This window comes from Streptomyces sp. NPDC001204 (assembly GCF_053598035.1).
In genome coordinates this window covers 38,162-54,889 of sequence record NZ_JBSFJL010000027.1, presented here as the reverse complement: position 1 = coordinate 54,889, position 16,728 = coordinate 38,162, and the positions used below count along the sequence as shown (strand labels likewise).

Genomic DNA, 16,728 nt, shown 5'->3' with positions numbered 1-16,728 from the left:
TCGTGGCGCCGTCGTCAACCGCCGAGTGCCGCGTGGACGACGCGTTCGGCCTCCTCCTGGACCTGGGAGAGGTGGTCGGGGCCCCGGAACGACTCGGCGTAGATCTTGTAGACGTCCTCGGTGCCCGAGGGGCGGGCCGCGAACCAGGCGTTCTCGGTGGTCACCTTGATGCCACCGATGGGCGCGCCGTTGCCGGGCGCTTCGGTGAGGACGGCGGTGACCGGCTCCCCGGCGAGGGTGTCGGCGGTGACCTGGGCCGGGGACAGCTTGGCCAGGCGTCCCTTCTCCTCGCGGGAGGCCGGCGCGTCGACGCGGGCGTAGGCGGGTTCGCCGAAGCGGGCGGTGAGTTCCGCGTAGTGCTGGGACGGCGTCCGGTCGGTGACGGCGGTGATCTCGGAGGCGAGCAGGGCCAGGACGATGCCGTCCTTGTCGGTGGTCCACACCGAGCCGTCCCTGCGCAGGAACGACGCCCCGGCGGACTCCTCGCCGCCGAAGCCGAGCGAGGAGTCGATCAGCCCGTCCACGAACCACTTGAAGCCCACGGGCACTTCGACCAGCCGGCGGCCGAGGTCGGCGGCGACCCGGTCGATCATGCCTGAGGAGACCAGCGTCTTGCCCACGCCCGCCTCGGCGGGCCACCGGGTGCGGTGGGCGTAGAGGTAGGAGATGGCCACGGCGAGGTAGTGGTTGGGGTTCATCAGCCCGGCGTCCGGGGTGACGATGCCGTGCCGGTCGGCGTCGGCGTCGTTGCCCGTGGCGATCCGGAAGCGGTCGCGCTGCCCGATGAGCGAGGCCATCGCGTACGGCGAGGAGCAGTCCATACGGATCTTGCCGTCCCAGTCCAGCGTCATGAAGCGCCAGGTGGGGTCGGTGAGCGGATTGACCACGGTCAGGTCGAGACGGTGCTGCTCGGCGATGCGGCCCCAGTAGGCGACGGAGGCTCCGCCCAGCGGGTCGGCGCCGATCCGCACGCCGGCGGCCCGGACCGCGTCGAGGTCGAGCACGCTCGGCAGGTCGGTGACGTAGGCGCCGAGGAAGTCGTGACGGCCGGTGCCGGGCGCGGCCAGTGCGCGGGTGTACGGGACGCGCCGTACGTCCTTGAGGCCGCCCGCGATGATCTCGTTGGCCCGGTCCTGGATCCAGGAGGTCGCCTCCGAGCCCGCCGGGCCGCCGCTGGGCGGGTTGTACTTGAAGCCGCCGTCGCCGGGCGGGTTGTGCGACGGGGTCACGACGACACCGTCAGCGGGGCCCGAGGGGCGGGATCGGTTGTGCGTCAGGATCGCGTGGGAGACGGCCGGGGTGGGGGTGTAGCCGTCCGCCGTGTCGATGAGGACGGTGACGTCGTTGGCGGCGAAGACCTCCAGCGCGGTGATCCGCGCGGGCTCGGAGAGGGCGTGGGTGTCCGCGCCCAGGAAGAGGGGGCCGTCGGTGCCCTGTCGTGCGCGGTATTCGCAGATGGCCTGGCTGGTCGCGGCGATGTGGTCCTCGTTGAACGCCGTCGCCAGTGACGATCCGCGGTGCCCGGAGGTTCCGAACGCCACGCGCTGTCCCACCTCGGCCGGGTCGGGGTGCAGCGCGTAGTACGCCGTCACCAGCCGGGCGACGTCGATCAGATCCTCGGGTCCGGCCGGCTTGCCCGCTCGCTCGTGCTGCATGGCACCCACGCTCCTCCGCGTCGTCGTGCGTCCGCTGTCCACTGTCCGCTCGCGATGTCATCTTCCCCCGTACGCGGGACGCGAGTCGGGCTCACGCCGGTCCCCGGTGGCCGGTGGCCGGTGGCCGCAAGCGTGAAGAACGCCGTTCGGGGCAGCCGCTCCAACACGCACCCGGAGCCGGTTCTCCGCAGAATGCCGATACCTCGCACATACGCACAAAAGGGCAAGGTGACGCGGTGGTGAACGTGACACCCGACGGGCAGGCCGGTTCCTCCGGCCCGCCCGGGCCGCGGGAGGCCGCCGCGCGGCTTCCGCGGCAGGTCCGCCAGGAGCTGACCCGCAGGCTGCGCCGCAACCAGCGAGCCCTGCGCGAGGATGACGTGCAGATCGTCGAGCCTCCGCTGCTCAGGCGCGCGGTCGGCGCCTCCGCCCTCGGCAACTGCATGGAGTGGTTCGACTTCGGCGTCTACAGCTACCTCGCCGCCACCATCGGGAAGGTCTTCTTCCCCGGCGCCTCCCCGGGCGCCCAGGTGATCTCCTCCTTCGCGACCTTCGCCGCGGCGTTCGTGGTACGGCCGCTGGGCGGCCTGGTGTTCGGTCCGCTCGGGGACCGGATCGGCCGGCAGAAGGTGCTCGCCACCACGATGATCATGATGGCGGCGGGCACGTTCGCCATCGGCGTGATCCCCGGCTACGGAACCATCGGCATCGCCGCCCCGGTCCTCCTGCTGCTCGCCCGCATGGTCCAGGGCTTCTCCACCGGAGGCGAGTACGGCGGCGCCACCACCTTCGTCGCCGAGTACTCCCCCGACCGCCGCCGCGGCTTCCTCTCCAGCTGGCTCGACTTCGGCACCTTCGTCGGCTACGCGCTGGGCTCCGCCCTGGTCACCACGCTGCACCTGCTCCTCACCGACGCCCAGATGATCTCCTGGGGCTGGCGGGTCCCGTTCCTGATCGCCGGCCCCCTCGGCGTGATCGGCCTCTACATGCGGCTCCGGCTGGAGGAGTCGCCCGCCTTCCAGCAGCAGTTGGACGAGCACGAGCGCAGCCTGGCCCAGAAGTCGGCGGGCAGCGAGCTGCGCACCATCGTCAAGGACCACTGGGGCGGTCTGCTGATCTGTATGGGCCTGGTGCTGCTCTACAACGTCACCAACTACATGGTCACCGGCTACCTGCCCACCTACCAGACCGAGACCCTGCACCGCTCCAGCGGCTCCGCCGATCTGCTGGTGCTCCTGGGCATGGTGTGGATCGTGCTGCTGATCACCTTCATCGGCCGGCTCAGCGACCACGTCGGGCGCCGCCCGGTCTACGGGGTCGCGGCCGCCGCGATGATCGTCCTCGCGGTCCCCTCGTTCCTGCTGATCAAGGCGGAGGGGACCTGGGCGCCGGTCTGCGGCGTGCTGATCCTGTCCACCCTGCTGGCCTGCTTCGCCGCGCCGAGCGCCGCCACCCTGCCCGCGCTCTTCCCGACCGCGGTGCGCTACGCCGCCATGGGCATCGGCTTCAACTTCGCCGTCGCCGCGTTCGGCGGCACCACTCCGTTGGTGACCGCGGCCCTGGTCGACGTCACGGGCAACGACATGATGCCCGCCCTCTACCTCATGCTGGCCGGCGTGATCGGCCTGGTGACCGTGAGGTTCCTGCCGGAGAGCGCCCAGGTGCCGCTCAGCGGCTCCCGGCCGATGGTGGGCTCCGCGCAGGAGCGGCGCGAACTGCTCACCACCACGCGGGCCCTGTACCAAGCCGCCCGGAACACGTCCGGACCCTAGATGATCAATTCCACGAAATGCCTGCGGAGGGTGTGGGGTGGGCGGCGGCCGAAGCCACCACGAGACGGTCAGGCGGCGGGCTGCCGGCCCTGGTGGTCGAGGTGGCAGCGGGCGGTCAGGAGTCAGGGTCGACTTCGGGATGCGTGAACCGCACGGGCTTGCCCAACGACCGGGCGTAGGCGATTTCGGCTCGGGTGCTGTCTCCGATGTAGTCGCCGACTACGAGCACCTCATCAGCGAGCCGGATCTTCGCCCGGTGCAGATCGTCGAGTCGAACCTTCAGCGCCTCGGCCTCGACAGGATCGGACCAAAGTTCGTGCGGCGACTTCATGTCACAGCCCGGTTTGACGACAATCTTTCCGGCTTTGGTCTCCCGCAGATCGGCCTCGTTCATCTCGGTCATGAAGCGAGTGGAGCCGCAGATCACGATGATACGCGGGAGGCTCAACAGCTTCTTCGCGTCGGCGAGCTTCTCCTCGGGGGTGAGCAGTTGCGGGTATGCCACTGGTTCCTCCTGGTGGTGTGGTCCAAGGGGTGCCTGCGGAGACGAGAACGAGGCTGTCCAAGATCGTTTTGTGACGAACGACGTGGACACCCTCGCGACAGCACTCTATGCGACGACCGACGACATGCTGAAGGAGCATCCCGACCTGGCGCCGTGGCGCCCGCCGGTCGGCATTACGCCCCTGGCCCTGTCCTCACGTTCCCGCCTGCCGTGTGACGACAGGACCCAGGGCCTCGTGCTCACCGGGGTCGTCCGCCATGGGAGAGTGGTCCCCTACACAAGGCATGTCGGGAGGAAGAGCAGTGCCGGAACGGCGCCCGAAGCGTTCGAGCAAGTCGCGTCTCGCGGTGATCGCGCTGATCGTCGGTCTGGGCACCTGGCTGGGCTTTGTGTGCTATTCGATCGCGACGGAGGCCCCGCCCGGCGCGCCGAGCGTGGCCGCGCTGACCGACGGGGTCCAGAAGGCCGCCGCCGACCGGGACGCGGACGGCTTCCAGACCTTGTTCGACGAGGACACCGTCTCCGACGACTACGCCGCGCACTACCTGGACCGGCTGGGAGAGCAAGCCCCCCGGTTGCAGGCCCGGGTGGAGCACCGTGACGGCCACGACTTCCTGCTGCTGCGCTCCGCGCAGGGCGACTCCGTGTGCACGGCCTGGTACATCACCGAGCGGGACGGCCGCCGGCTGCTCGACGGTGTGCCACCGGCCGAGAACCTGTGCGCACGCTGACGGTGAACCGAGGTTTCCGCAGGTGATCCCGGCCGTTCCGGTTGCGGATGCAGTCCCTGTCGCCGTCGGCCATCCTGGGAGGAACCACGGTGTTAAGGAGTATGCGATGAGCATGCTGGACAAGCTCAAGGGACTGCTGAAAGGTCACGAGGAGCAGGCCGGCAAGGGCATCGACAAAGCCGGTGACTACGCCGACGAGCGGACCCAGGGAAAGTACCGGAGCCAGGTCGACACCGGTCAGGACAAGCTCAAGGAGCAGCTCGGCCGGCCGGACCCGGGCCAGGACCAGCCGCCGCAGTGACGCTCCAATGATCACGACCGCCGGCCCGGTGGGCCGGTGCGAGGAGTTCGGGCCGCCCCCGCGAGGAGGGCGGCCCGAGTCGTTCCGGCACGGGCCGGCCGGGACGGATCCGGGGTCTCAGGGCCGCGCGAAGGCCAGGACCAGGACCGCCGCCCCGGCGAGCACCGCGAGGGCGGTGAGGGCGAACGCGAAGCACCGCGCCCGCAACTGGCGGTAGCGCTCCTCGTACTCGCCGCGCAGCGCCCGGCACCGCTCGGCGACCCGCTGGAGGTCCGCCCGGGCCCGCAGCAGGCAGTCGGAGACGTAGTGCTCCTCGATCTCCTCACGCTGCGCCGTGGTCAGCCACTGCATGGGCTCGGTGAAGGCACGGGCCCGCTGCTCGGCCTCGGCTACGCGGGCCTGCCACAGCAGATAGCCTTCGACCTGCTCGACCAGTCCGGCGGGTCCCTCCGGGCGTTTCGCCGCGTCGGTCATCCGGGCAGGCCCAGGTTCTCCCGCTTGTCCGTGACCGAGACCTCCGGGTGGTGCAGGTCGAAGGCCGGGGACTCACTGCGGATCACGGGCAGGGTGACGAAGTTGTGGCGCGGCGGCGGGCAGGAGGTCGCCCACTCCAGGGAGCGGCCGTAGCCCCAGGGGTCGTCGGTCTCGACCTTCTTGCCGTACTTGGCCGTCTTCCAGACGTTGTAGAAGAACGGCAGCATCGACAGTCCCAGCAGGAACGAGCCGATGCTGGAGATCTCGTTGAGCGTGGTGAAGCCGTCGGTCGCCAGGTAGTCGGCGTACCGGCGCGGCATGCCCTCCGCGCCCAGCCAGTGCTGCACCAGGAACGTGGTGTGGAAGCCGACGAACAGCGTCCAGAAGGTCATCTTCCCCAGGCGCTCGTCGAGCATCTTGCCGGTCCACTTCGGCCACCAGAAGTGGAAGCCGGCGAACATCGCGAACACCACGGTGCCGAAGACGACGTAGTGGAAGTGGGCCACCACGAAGTACGAGTCCGAGACGTGGAAGTCCAGCGGCGGCGAGGCCAGGATGACACCGGTCAGACCACCGAAGAGGAAGGTGACCAGGAAGCCGGTCGACCACAGCATCGGCGTCTCGAACGACAGCGCACCGTTCCACATGGTGCCGACCCAGTTGAAGAACTTCACACCGGTCGGGACGGCGATCAGGAAGGTCATGAAGGCGAAGAACGGCAGCAGCACACCACCGGTGACGAACATGTGGTGCGCCCACACCGTCACGGACAGACCCGCGATCGAGATCGTCGCGCCGACCAGGCCCATGTAGCCGAAGATCGGCTTGCGGGAGAAGACCGGGATGATCTCAGTGACGATGCCGAAGAACGGCAGCGCGATGATGTACACCTCGGGATGGCCGAAGAACCAGAACAGGTGCTGCCACAGCAGCGAACCGCCGTTGGCCGCCTCGAAGACGTGGGCGCCCCACTTGCGGTCCACCTCCAGGCTGAGCAGCGCGGCCGCCAGGACCGGGAAGGCCAGCAGCACCAGGACGCTGGTGAGCAGCACGTTCCAGGTGAAGATCGGCATGCGGAACATCGTCATGCCCGGCGCGCGCATGCAGATGACCGTGGTGATGAAGTTGACCGAGCCGAGGATGGTGCCGAAGCCGGACATGCCCAGGCCGAGGATCCACAGGTCCGCGCCCAGGCCCGGGGTGTGGATCACGTCGTTCAGCGGGGCGTAGGCGAACCAGCCGAAGTCGGCGGCGCCCTGCGGGGTGAGGAAGCCGGCCACCGCGATCAGCGAGCCGAACAGGTACAGCCAGTAGGCGAACATGTTCAGCCGCGGGAAGGCCACGTCCGGGGCGCCGATCTGAAGCGGCATGATCCAGTTCGTGAACCCGGCGAACAGCGGCGTCGCGAACATCAGCAGCATGACCGTGCCGTGCATCGTGAACATCTGGTTGAACTGCTCGTTCGAGAGCAGTTGCAGGCCCGGCCGGGCCAGCTCGGCGCGCATCAGCAGCGCCATGATGCCGCCGATCAGGAAGAACGTGAAGGAGGTGATCAGATACAGCGAACCGATCGTCTTGTGATCGGTCGTCGTCACCCAGTTCACCACCACGGCACCGGGCCGCAGTCGACGACGGGGAGCGGCGGTTTCCCGCGTGGTGTTCTGGACGTCTGTCATGCGGCCCGTGACACGCTTTCTCTCAGGAGATGGGTACGCGAAGGTCCACGCGGTGAACCGCAGGGCCCGGCTCCATCCTTCCGCCTCGCGCCGCCGAACCGGCCCGCGGCCGTCGCCGAGACGGAGTAACGCCCGGCGTATTGCACCCGGTTGGCCTACGCGCCTCACGCCGATGGCGGGCACGGCGCGCGGGCACGACGCGCGGGCGTGGCCTACGGGGCGGCGGACGGGGGCAGCTGGGCCGGGCTCACCCGCTCCCCCAGGACCTCGGACATGAACTGCACCAGCCACCGCTGGGAGGGGCTGCGCGAGGACTCGTGCCGGGCGTACAGCGCCACCTCGATCGGCTCGGTGTCGAACGGGAGCCGGACCATGCGCAGTTGGTGGGAGGAGGCGAAGACCTCGCCGACGTACTCGGGGACGATGGCGATCAGGTCGGTCTGCTCCAGCAGGTAGGGCAGCATCGAGAAGCGGGTGGCGTCCACCACCACCCGGTCCAGGAGCCCGTGCGCGGCGAGCACGGCACGCGGGACGACGTGCCCGCTGGGGCCGAAGACGGTGGCGTGGGATTCGGCCGCGAGCTCGGCCAGGGTGACCGACTCGCCCCGCACCCGCGGGTGGTCGGCGGCGACCATGCCGACGTAGCGCTCGTGGAAGAGCGGGATCCGCACGGTCCGGTGGGAGGTCAGCACCGGGGTGGCCACGAACGCGTCGAGGTCGCCGCGGCGCAGCTGGTGCTCCGCCTCGTCGACGTCCAGCGGCCGCACGGTGAAGGACACCCCGGGCGCCCGTTCACGGGCCGCGGCCAGCAGACGCGGCAGCAGGGTCACCTCACCCAGGTCGGACAGGGCCAGCGTGAACCGCCCGCACATGACCTCGGGATCGAAGACGTCGGCCTGGCGGACCGTGCTGTCGATGTCGGCCAGCGCGCGCTGCAACGGCTCGTACAGCCGGAGGGCGCCGGCCGTCGGCGTCAGTCCGCGTCCGGTGCGCCGGAACAGCTCGTCGCCGAAGTGCCGGCGCAGCTTGCCCAGGCTGTAGCTGACGGTGGGCTGTGTGACGTGGAGGGTGTCGGCGGTGACCGTGACGCTGCCGGTCTCGTACAGCAGCACGAAGACGCGGGCGAGGTTGAGGTCGAAGGTCCTCATATCGAACCACTCTATATCGCGAAGGTAAAAGATTTATTGGTGCTCATGTCGGCGCTTCCCTAGCGTGGCGTGCGTCACTCCGAAAGGAACGTCTGTGCCTTCCGTACGCCGCCTCTCCCACGAGTTCCTGGAGCGCCAGGCCCTCACCACCGTGTTCGGCAACCCCGGCTCCAACGAGCTGCCCTTCCTCGCCGAACTCCCCGCCGGCTTCCGCTACGTCCTGGGCCTGCACGAGGGCGCCGTCGTCGGCATGGCCGACGGGTACGCGCAGGCGACCGGCCGGCCCGTCCTGGTCAATCTGCACGCGGCGTCCGGCTCCGGGAACGCGATGGGCGCGCTGACGAACGCCGTGGCCTCCCGCACCCCGCTCGTGATCGTCGCCGGCCAGCAGGTGCGCTCCGCCGTCGGTCCGGAGGCCAACCTGTCCAACGTGGACGCCCCGGCGCTGATGAGGCCGCTGGTCGGCTGGGCGGCCGAGCCGGCGTGCGCCCAGGACGTGCCGCGCGCCCTCGCGCAGGCCGTCTTCGAGGCGCAGCTCCAGCGGCGCCCGACGTATCTGTCCGTCCCCTACGACGACTGGGCGGCCGACGCCGGCGACAACGCCCTGGCGGTCCTCGACCGGCGGGTCGGCCGCGCCTCCGTCCCCGACGGGGAGCAGGGCCGCCGGCTGGCCGAGCAGGTCGCCTCCGCCCGGCGGCCCGCGCTCGTGCTGGGCGGGGACATCGACTCGGCCGGCCTGTTCGACGACGCCGTCCGGCTGGCCGAGCGCCTGGGCGGCCCGGTGTGGGCGGCCCCCTCGCAGTTCCGGCTGCCCTTCCCCAACCGGCACCCCCTCTTCCGCGGGGTACTGCCCGCCGGGATCGCGCCGGTCAGCGAGGCCTTCGAGGGCCACGACCTGGTCCTGGTGCTCGGCGCGCCGGTGTTCCGCTACCACGAGCACCTCCCCGGCCGTTACCTGCCCGAGGGCACCCGGCTGATCCAGGTGACCGAGGACGCCTCCGCCGCCGCGCGGGCGCCGATGGGCGAGGCCCTGGTCGCCGACCCCGGAGCGGTCATCGGCCTGCTCCTGAAGCTGCTCGACGGCCGCGAGGCACCCTCGGGCGCCTTCCGGCCCGCGCCCGAGCCGCCCACGGGCGACGGCTCCCGGCTGCACCCCGAGCAGGTCTTCGCCGCGCTGCGCGACGAACTGCCCGAGGACACCGCCTACGTGGTCGAGTCGACGTCGACGAACGCCTCCTGGTGGCGCCAGATGGACCTGCGCCGGCCCGGCTCCTACTACTTCCCGGCGGCAGGCGGACTCGGGTTCGGGCTGCCCGGCGCGGTCGGGGTAGCCATGGGGCAGCCGGGCCGGCCGGTGGTCGGCGTCGTCGGGGACGGCTCGGCCAACTACGGCATCACCGCCCTGTGGACGGCCGCCCAGCACCGCCTCCCGCTGACCGTCGTACTGCTGCGCAACGGCACGTACGGGGCACTGCGCTGGTTCGGCGGACTGCTGGGCGTGCCGGACGCCCCCGGCCTGGACATCCCCGGCCTGGACTTCACCCGTATCGCCGAGGGATACGGCGTCCGAGCCCGGCACGTCGGCGACGCCGAGGAGCTGCGGGCCGCCCTCGCCGAGCGCCCGGACCACCCGCGGCTGCTCCAGGTGGACACCGCGCTCACCACCCCGTCCTGATCCGCCCCTGTGCAGAAGAGAGGAAACGCGATGGCACTCCTGGACAGCGACGTCTGGGCCAAGAAGTTCTTCAGCGACGGCTGGAGGGACGCCTCCGGCGAGCAGCCGGTCGTCGAACCCGCGACCGGCGAACAGCTCGCGACGGCGGGCCTGGCCACCGCCGAGGACGTACGGCGTGCGTCCGCCCGCGCGGCCGAGGCGCAGCGCGACTGGGCGGCGACCTCGCCGCAGCGGCGGGCCGCCGTACTGCGCCGGGCGGGCGAGCTGCTGGCCGAGCACGCCGCCGAGATCGAGGACTGGCTGGTGCGCGAGGCCGGGTCCGTACGGGCCAAGGCGGCCTTCGAGGCCCAGCTCGCCGTGGGCGAGTGCTTCGAGTGCGCGGGCCTGCCGACACACCCGCAGGGCGAGGTGCTCACCTCCGAGGACGCCCGCTGGTCCCTCTCCCGACGCCGCCCGGCCGGTGTCGTCAGTGTCATCGCGCCCTTCAACTTCCCGCTCGTCCTGGGCCTGCGCTCGGTGGCGCCGGCGCTCGCCCTGGGCAACGCGGTGCTGCTCAAGCCGGACCCGCGCACCGCGGTGAGCGGTGGTGTCGTCATCGCGCGCGTCTTCGAGGAGGCGGGCCTGCCGGCCGGGGTGCTGCACCTGCTGCCGGGCGACGGCTCGGTCGGCCGGGCCGTCGTCGAGGCGCCCGAGGTCCGGGTGGTCTCCTTCACCGGCTCGACTCCGGTGGGGCGGGCGATCGGCGAGCAGGCCGGACGCCTGCTCAAGCGGGCCCACCTGGAGCTGGGCGGGAACAACGCGCTGGTCGTGCTGCCCGGGGCGGACGTGCCGAAGGCGGCCTCGGCCGGCGCCTTCGGCTCCTATCTGCACCAGGGCCAGATCTGCATGACGACCGGGCGCCACATCGTGCACGAGTCGCTGCTGGAGGAGTACACCGCGGCGCTCGCCGCGAAGGCCGCGGCCCTGCCCGTCGGCGATCCGGCCCGCGAGGACGTCGCGCTCGGCCCGATCATCGACCGGCGCCAGCTCGAACGGGTGCACGGCATCGTCACCGACAGCGTCGCCGCGGGGGCGACCCTCGCCGCGGGCGGCGAGATCGTCGGCGCGGGCTACCGGGCCACCGTGCTGAGCGGCCTGACGACCGACATGCCGGCCTGGCGCGAGGAGATCTTCGGGCCTGTCGCGCCCGTCATCGGCTTCTCGACGCTGGAGGAGGCCGCGCGGATCGTCAACGACTGCGAGTACGGGCTGTCCGTGGGGATCCTCGGCGACGTGGGGACGGCGATGAAGCTCGCCGACCGGATCGACTCCGGCAAGGTCCACATCAACGAGCAGACCGTCAGCGACGAGCCCAACGCCCCCTTCGGCGGGGTCAAGGCCTCCGGCACCGGGTCCCGGTTCGGGGGCGCCGCCGCCAACGTCGAGGCCTTCACCGAGACCCAGTGGGTCACCGTCCGGCCCGACATCGCCGACTACCCGTTCTGACCCGCCCGTCCTCGCCCGTCCGCTCCCGTCCCCAGGGGGGAACGTCCCTATGTCATCCGCCGTCTCGTCCCCGACGACCGCGCAGTCCGGCACCGCCGGGAGAAGCACCTGGACCGTGGTCCTGTGCTGGATCACCGTCATGCTGGAGGGCTATGACCTCGTCGTCCTCGGCGCCATCATCCCGACCCTCCTCAAGACCCGTCACCTCGGCATGACCGCGGGCGACGCCACCATGATCGCGACACTGTCGCTCGTCGGCGTCGCCATCGGCGCCGTCTGCGTCGGCCCGCTGGCCGACCGGCTGGGGCGCCGCCTGCTGCTCATCGCGTCGGTGGTGGTGTTCTCGGTGTTCACCATCGTGGTGCCGCTGGCCGGCTCCGTGACGATGTTCGCCGTCCTCCGGCTCATCGCCGGTCTGGGCCTGGGCGCCTGCATGCCGGTGTCGCTCACCATGATGGCCGAGCACATGCCGGCCAGTCGGCGTGCCCGGGCCAGCACCCTGACCATGACCGGCTACCACACCGGTGCCGTGATCACCTCCCTGCTGGCCCTCCAGGTGACCGACAACTGGCAGATCCTGTTCTACGTCCTCGGCGTGGCCGGGATCGTCGTCGCCGTCATCCAGTGGTTCCGCCTGCCGGAGTCGGAGGCCTTCATGCGGGCCAAGCAGGCGACCGGGGCGCAGCGGGTCCCGTTCACCGAGCTGCTCAAGCCGGCCTACCTGCGCGCGGGCATCGGCATCTGGGTCGCCTCGTTCATGGGGCTGCTGCTGGTCTACGGCCTGAACACCTGGCTGCCCAAGCTGATGAACGACGCCGGTTACCCCGTCCCCACGGCCGTCACCCAGCTCCTGGTGCTCAACGTCGGCGGCGTCGTCGGCCTGATCGTCGGCGGCTTCGTGGCCGACCGGCGGGGCATCAAGGGGACCATACTCGGCTGGTTCGCGGTGTCCGTGGTCATGCTCGGCTGCCTGAGCATCAAGATGAACAGCGACCTCCTGCTCAACGTCGTCGTCTTCCTCACGGGCGTGTTCGTCTTCTCCGCCATGGTGCTCGTCTACGCCTACGTGACGCACTTCTACCCGGCCGCGGTGCGCGGGACCGCCCTCGGCTCGGCCTCCGGCATCGGCCGGATCGGCTCGATCGTCGGCCCGACGATCACCGGGGCCCTGGTCGCCTCCGGCATCGGCCACCCGTGGGGCTTCTACTTCTTCGCCTCGGTCGCGGTTCTCGGCTTCCTGGCCGTGCTGACCCTGCCGCGGCACGCTCCGCGGCCGGAGGCCGCCGGGGTCACCGCCTGACGCGTCCGTTCACCCTTTGCGACGGCGCGGGACCGCCCACCGGGCGGCCCCGCGCCGTCACCGCTTCGAGGCCGGGCCGATCGACCGCGCCCGAGCGCATGACGCCGGGCGCCGGGGCAGGGCGGGGATCACCTGTCATCCGGCCCGGTCGCCCGTCGTCTGGCCGGGGAGCACGGGTGTCCGCGGGACGGTGGGCCAGCCGTCGACGGGAGACGCGATCGTCCCGGACACGGTCGTACCCGGGCTCTCGCCGCCCTCGGGCAGGGCGAGTTCCGCCCAGATCACCTTTCCGTGCGGGGAGTAGCGGGTGCCCCAGTGCTCGGTCATCTGCGACACCAGGAACAGACCGCGGCCGCCCTCCTCGGTCGTCGCGGCGTAGCGCAGGTGCGGCGAGGTGCTGGTGCCGTCGGAGACCTCGCAGATCAGCGTGCGGTCGCGGATCAGCCGGACATGGATCGGCTCACCGCCGTAGCGGATGGCGTTGGTGACGAGTTCGCTCAGCACGAGTTCCATGCTGAAGCCGAGCTCGGACAGGCCCCACTCGTCGAGTGTGCGGGCGGCCGCGACGCGGACCCGGGCGACGGCGGCCGGGTCGGGCGGCACGTCCCACTCGGCGACCCGGTCGCACGGCAGCGCCCGGGTCCGGGCGATCAGCAGGGCGACGTCGTCCTTGGGACGCGCGGGCAGCAGCGCGTCCAGCACCGCCTGGCAGCTCTGCTCCGGCGAGCGGTCGGGGTGGCCCGCGAGGGCCTCGCGCAGCAGTTCCATGCCGACGTCCAGGTCTCGCCGGCGGTCCTCGATGAGACCGTCGGTGTACAGGGCGAGCTGGGTGCCTTCGGGGAGCTCCAGCTCGGCCGTCCGGAACGGCATGCCGCCCAGGCCGAGCGGCGGCCCGTGCGGCAGGTCCGGGAAGGTGACGTTGCCGTCCGGGCTGACCAGCGCGGGCGCGAGATGACCGGCGCGCGCCATGGCGCAGCGACGCGTCACGGGATCGTAGATCGCGTACAGACAGGTGGCTCCGACGACGGCCGCGCCGGCGCCGGTGGAGGCCTCGTCCTGGTCGATGCGGCCGACGAGGTCGTCCAGGTGGCTCAGCAGCTCGTCGGGGGGCAGGTCGAGCGTGGAGAAGTTGTGCACTGCGGTGCGCAGCCGTCCCATGGTGGCGGCGGCGTGCAGGCCGTGCCCGACCACGTCCCCGACGACCAGGGCGACCCGTCCGCCGGGCAGCGGGATCACGTCGAACCAGTCACCGCTCACACCCGACTGGGCGGGCAGATAGCGGTAGCCGACCTCCAGCGCGCTCAGCTCGGGCAGGGCCCGTGGCAGCAGGCTGCGCTGGAGGGTGACCGCGAGCGCGTGCTCGCGGGCGTAGCGGCGGGCGTTGTCGATGCTGACCGCGGCCCGGGCCACCAGCTCCTCGGCCAGGGACAGCTCCTCCTCGTCGAACGGACCGCGCTCCTTGCAGCGCCAGAAGTTCGCCATGCCCAGCACGACACCGCGGGCCTGGATCGGGGCCGAGATCAGCGAGTGGATGCCGTGGTCGACGATCGCCTCGGTGCGCTCCGGATCCTGCGCCCGCCAGCCGTACGCCGACGACAGGTCCGTCACCAGTTCCACGTGGCCGGTGCCGTAGCTGCGGGCCTGGGGCGTCGACGGCAGGAAGTCGATCAGCCGGCCCTTCTCGTAGAGCGGCGCGTCGTCCTGGACACCGCGTACGGCGATGCGGCGCAGGCCCGTCGCGGAACCGGCGGGCTCCTCGCCCCGCAGTACGCCCTCGGCGAGGTCCACGGAGACGTAGTCGGCGAAGCGGGGGACGGCGACCTGGGCGAGTTCGTCGGCGGTGCGGGACACGTCGAGGGTGGTGCCGATGCCCAGGCCGGCGTCGTAGAGCAGTTCGAGCCGTTCCCGGGCCACCTGGGCCCGGCCGGAGATGGCCTGGAGTTCGGTGGAGTCGCGGAGCGTCACCACCGTTCGCCGCCCGCCTCCGTCGCTGTGCGTGGGCCGCTGGTTGACCGCCAGCAGCCGGGATCCGGCGAGGTGCACCTCGTCGGTGGCCATGCGGCCCGAGGTGAGCAGTTCGACGGTTTCCGGTTCCAGCGCCGGGAACTGCGCCACCTGCCTGCCCTCGGCGTCCGACGGCAGCTCCAGCAGCCGCTTGGCCTCGTCGTTCGCCAGTAGCAGCCGCCCGTCGTCACCGACGATGAGCACACCTTCGCGTACGGAGTGCAGCACCGCGTCGTGGTGGTCGTACATGCGGGTCATCTCGTCCGGGGCGAGGCTGTGGGTCTGCCGCCGCAGCCGCCTGCCGACCAGCGCCGTCACGCCGGTGGCCAGGCCCAGCGCCGCCGCCCCGGCGCCCAGGATGATCGGGATCTGCCGGTTCACCTGGCTGGTCACGTGCTTGACCTGGAGGCCTGCGGAGACCAGCGCCACCACGCGGTTGCCGTCCCTGATGGGAACGGTGGCCTGTACCTCTTCGCCGAGCGGCCCGTGGACGCTCTCGGTGTAGACCTTGCCGGCCAGCGACGGCTCGATGTCGCCGACGAAACGGTGGCCGATGCGGTCCGGCAGGGGGTGGGTGTAACGGATGCCGTTCGTGTCCATGACGACGATGAAGTCGACCCCCGCGGACCTGCGCGCCGCCTCCGTGAGGGGCTGGAGCACCTTCGACGGGCCGGGCGTCCGCAGTGCGCTCACGACACCCGGGGAGTGCGCGAAGGTCTGCGCCACCGCCACGGAACGGCGCTTGGCCTCGGCGTTGACGTCCCGCTGCGACTGAAGGACGAGGGAGAAGACGGCGAAAGCCACAAGCAGCGCCACCAGCGCCACCTGCAGAACGAACACCTGTCCGGCGACGCTTCGCGGGCTCTTTCCCAGCAGCGAGCGCAGCGATATGCGTCGAAGACGGGTAAAACGGTCGACCATCCGGCATTTGTAACATCCGCCCTCCCTCATCGTCACGACTTCCACGATTGATCGTTCAGCGGGAGCCCTGCGGGAACCGTGCGGGGAACCCCCGAATCCCAAGCGTTGCGGCAGGTGAAAGCGCTGTCCGGCGACAGCGGAGACGAATTCGGCGAGGTGGTCGCCGACGCGACGGTGGACCTCGGCACCGGCTGCGGAACGTTCACTCGCGGCAACGGAGCGTAGCGTCCGCGCTCCCTCGCCGACAGGCCGGGCGACCGGTCGGCGTGGACGGCACCTGCCGAGCGGCCGAGGTCGACACCGTCGCCGATGGTCCGGTGCGTGAGGAGGCGCGCTGGGCCTTGGGCCGGTACAGAGGCCAGAACACCGGCTCAGCGGGGCCGCCCACGACCCAGAACGGCAACCGTCCGGCAAGCTGGGACCGGGGCCGCACTCGGGTCATCGCGGGCGAGCACCGAACGCCGCGTCAAGCACGGGCCGGACCGCCGCGCGGCACCCCGAACGCACAGACCATGCGCGCCGCACCCGCGCGCGGACACGCGGACTCACCGCACCACGCGCGACCGCAGGCACGGCAGCCACCGGACGCGCGTTCATCCGCACGCGGCCCACGTGGACCCCACGACCGGTCAGTCGGCACGGTCGCGTTGCAGCACGGCAGCGTGCAGGCACATCGGGATACGCGGCCGCAGCCGCACTGGGGCGGGCTGCCGCACCGCTCCACCGCACGACCGCCACCAGAGGCGCGCCCACCCGCACGCGGCCTGCGGACGTCATAGCCCGACAGGCGACCCGGACCGCGGGACAACCCGCAGCCGACGTGGAGGCGCCACAGCCGTGTACGGGCAGTCCGACTCACCGCACCGCACAACCCGGGCAGTCGTCACGGCCCGCCAGCCCCACACGAGCCTCATCCCCGGGCAGGTGGCGGCGGGCGTCAGCTCCACACGAGCCACATCCCCGGACAGGCGGCGCGGACGTCAACTCCACACGAGCCACATCCCCGGACAGGCGGCGCGGACGTCAACTCCACACGAGCCACATCCCCGGACAGGCGGCGCGGACGTCAACTCCACACGAG

General features: G+C 71.3%; 12 protein-coding genes and 1 pseudogene. 7 read left to right on the top strand and 6 right to left on the bottom strand.

Annotated elements, in window-relative coordinates:
* Nucleotides 1–14: 14 nt before the first annotated feature.
* Entirely contained in the window at nt 15–1,655 is a 1,641-nt protein-coding gene (gene pgm, locus ACWC91_RS29990) for a phosphoglucomutase (alpha-D-glucose-1,6-bisphosphate-dependent) (RefSeq protein ID WP_450643886.1), read from the bottom strand.
* 236 nt (nt 1,656–1,891) lie between these two features.
* On the opposite strand from pgm, the gene ACWC91_RS29985 reads away from it, so the two are divergent.
* Nucleotides 1,892–3,427, top strand: a complete 1,536-nt coding sequence (locus ACWC91_RS29985; protein WP_450643885.1) for an MFS transporter — start codon at nt 1,892–1,894, stop codon at nt 3,425–3,427.
* Nucleotides 3,428–3,542: 115 nt separating this feature from the next.
* Here ACWC91_RS29985 and ACWC91_RS29980 read toward each other — a convergent pair whose 3' ends face one another.
* Complete coding sequence (locus tag ACWC91_RS29980; protein WP_376501126.1) at nt 3,543–3,932, bottom strand: hypothetical protein; 390 nt, start codon at nt 3,930–3,932, stop codon at nt 3,543–3,545.
* Nucleotides 3,933–4,002: 70 nt separating this feature from the next.
* On the opposite strand from ACWC91_RS29980, the pseudogene ACWC91_RS29975 reads away from it, so the two are divergent.
* The 3 genes and pseudogenes from ACWC91_RS29975 to ACWC91_RS29965 form a co-directional block, all read left to right on the top strand.
* Nucleotides 4,003–4,113, top strand: a pseudogene (locus ACWC91_RS29975) (IS982 family transposase); the annotation flags it as partial.
* A 121-nt stretch (nt 4,114–4,234) separates the two neighbouring features.
* Nucleotides 4,235–4,663 (top strand): hypothetical protein, encoded by a 429-nt coding sequence (locus ACWC91_RS29970; RefSeq protein ID WP_225079509.1) that lies wholly within the window; start codon nt 4,235–4,237, stop codon nt 4,661–4,663.
* A gap of 106 nt (nt 4,664–4,769) precedes the next feature.
* Nucleotides 4,770–4,964 carry an antitoxin gene (locus ACWC91_RS29965; RefSeq protein ID WP_225079508.1) on the top strand — a complete coding sequence of 65 codons (195 nt, stop codon included), beginning with the start codon at nt 4,770–4,772 and terminating at the stop codon, nt 4,962–4,964.
* Nucleotides 4,965–5,081: 117 nt separating this feature from the next.
* Here ACWC91_RS29965 and ACWC91_RS29960 read toward each other — a convergent pair whose 3' ends face one another.
* The 3 genes from ACWC91_RS29960 to ACWC91_RS29950 form a co-directional block, all read right to left on the bottom strand.
* Nucleotides 5,082–5,438: a cytochrome C oxidase subunit I gene (locus ACWC91_RS29960; protein ID WP_225079507.1), complete on the bottom strand. Its 357-nt coding sequence runs from the start codon at nt 5,436–5,438 to the stop codon at nt 5,082–5,084.
* Nucleotides 5,435–7,114 carry an aa3-type cytochrome oxidase subunit I gene (ctaD, locus tag ACWC91_RS29955; RefSeq protein ID WP_376501130.1) on the bottom strand — a complete coding sequence of 560 codons (1,680 nt, stop codon included), beginning with the start codon at nt 7,112–7,114 and terminating at the stop codon, nt 5,435–5,437. The genes ACWC91_RS29960 and ctaD overlap by 4 nt, the downstream gene beginning before the upstream one ends.
* Nucleotides 7,115–7,326: 212 nt before the next feature.
* Nucleotides 7,327–8,262 (bottom strand): LysR family transcriptional regulator, encoded by a 936-nt coding sequence (locus ACWC91_RS29950; RefSeq protein WP_376501132.1) that lies wholly within the window; start codon nt 8,260–8,262, stop codon nt 7,327–7,329.
* Between the two features lie 94 nt (nt 8,263–8,356).
* Between ACWC91_RS29950 and mdlC the strand changes: the two genes are divergently transcribed.
* From mdlC to ACWC91_RS29935, 3 genes are read left to right on the top strand one after another with little or no spacing between them, the layout of a single operon-like run.
* Nucleotides 8,357–9,937 carry a benzoylformate decarboxylase gene (mdlC, locus tag ACWC91_RS29945; protein ID WP_450643884.1) on the top strand — a complete coding sequence of 527 codons (1,581 nt, stop codon included), beginning with the start codon at nt 8,357–8,359 and terminating at the stop codon, nt 9,935–9,937.
* A gap of 30 nt (nt 9,938–9,967) precedes the next feature.
* A complete protein-coding gene (locus ACWC91_RS29940; protein ID WP_376501136.1) occupies nt 9,968–11,422 on the top strand; it encodes a benzaldehyde dehydrogenase in 1,455 nt (484 codons plus the stop codon).
* A gap of 49 nt (nt 11,423–11,471) precedes the next feature.
* The gene (locus ACWC91_RS29935; protein ID WP_450643883.1) at nt 11,472–12,722 is read left to right on the top strand and encodes an MFS transporter; all 1,251 of its coding nucleotides are present in this window, start codon (nt 11,472–11,474) and stop codon (nt 12,720–12,722) included.
* Between the two features lie 135 nt (nt 12,723–12,857).
* Here the strand turns inward: ACWC91_RS29935 and ACWC91_RS29930 are convergent, their stop codons facing one another.
* A complete protein-coding gene (locus ACWC91_RS29930; RefSeq protein ID WP_225079501.1) occupies nt 12,858–15,647 on the bottom strand; it encodes a SpoIIE family protein phosphatase in 2,790 nt (929 codons plus the stop codon).
* Nucleotides 15,648–16,728: the final 1,081 nt, after the last annotated feature.